The following is a 1,362-nucleotide window of genomic DNA, read 5'->3' on the forward strand; positions in this document are numbered from 1 at the left end:
AATATTACTAATTTAGTCGGCTCAAATGGTTACCATGAGTATTTATTAATAATTTTTTGGGAGCAAAAAAAAAAAAAATAATGCCTACAGTAGAAAGACTAATCAGTTATTTCTTTCATCGCCCCAAACATACCAATATTAGCACTGATAGTACGTAAATGTAACTCGCTGTTCAAACAACTATTCAGAGTTCCTAGAGCTCCTTGTAAAGCTTGTTGGAAAACCCGTTGTCGGACTTGATTAATCGCTCTTTGTTGTTCAAAATGAATGGTTTCGTTTTTGTAATTTTCTAATTGTTCCAAAGTCTTATAAATTGAATTAATCAAATTCAATTTTTCTCGTTCTATCTCAGAATATCCATTCACTCGAAACTGATCTGCTTCCATTTCCACTTTCCGTAAGCGGGCCCGGGCTTTTTCCAGCTGTTCAATAGCCCCCCCACGTAATTCTTCTGAATTTCGAATAGTATTCAAGATCCTCTGCTTTCGATTATCTAATAAATCACTTAATGAAAGTAGATTATCTTTCCATTCATTTCAAAACTTCCATGATCCCTTCCCGAACCAAACATGAATCTTTCGGTTCATTTGGCTCTCACGCTCAATTACTTATGGGAAATTCCCATATCTTTTTTTTTTGAATGTAATGAGCCTATCCTCTCTTCTCTGTTCATATTCTAAAATAAAAATATCGAAACTGATCTGATCACTAATCCAAGACCAGACTATTCGGAGGACTCTTCTGACCAAAGAAAAAAAAAAATATGTAATTGTCAGCAAAGTTGTTTCTTTTTTTTTTCAAATCCAAAAAATTCTTCGTACTTTATACATAGGTCATCAATTCCGCATTATTCAGCATTGGATAAAAAAGGGGATGAAATGCCCATTTTTCCAATAAATGGTTCAAATTATTTTATCGACATGAGTGTTATATATCGAAAAAATTTCCAACTATCTATTCATTTTGAAACCATCTATGTATTAACATAGTGGTAGAAAGAGTACCATGCTGCGTCTGGACTTCAAACGGTTTAGTCTTAACCATGTTAATGGTCCCACATTATTGGTTGATAGAGAATCAAAATGGATTGACCAACAAATCACGAAATGCTATGGTTCTTACATATGATTTCTTAATTTATTCAGAAGTAATTCGCGGGATCGTGCACCCCTCTTTCCTCGTTATAACGAAAAAAGTGCAGCTGGTTGGATCCAGCCTATTCTTGAAATAAACAACTCGCACACACTCCCTTTCCAAAAAAGATCAATACACCAAGCACTACACTTAGATTTATTGGATTTGTTGCTAAAATATCGGTATTAAACCCGAAACTCCCGGCGGATGGCCAGTGACCCAAGGAAA

At 34.9% G+C, this 1,362-nt stretch carries 1 pseudogene; it reads right to left on the reverse strand.

Going from position 1 to position 1,362, the window contains the following annotated elements:
- Window positions 1-98 precede the first annotated feature (98 nt).
- A pseudogene (locus tag HLA95_RS30310) lies at window positions 99-497 on the reverse strand (ATP synthase subunit b); the annotation flags it as partial.
- Window positions 498-1,362: the final 865 nt, after the last annotated feature.

The sequence above is a fragment of the Geminicoccus harenae genome, from assembly GCF_019800005.1.
Taxonomy (GTDB): Bacteria; Pseudomonadota; Alphaproteobacteria; order Geminicoccales; family Geminicoccaceae; genus Geminicoccus; species Geminicoccus harenae.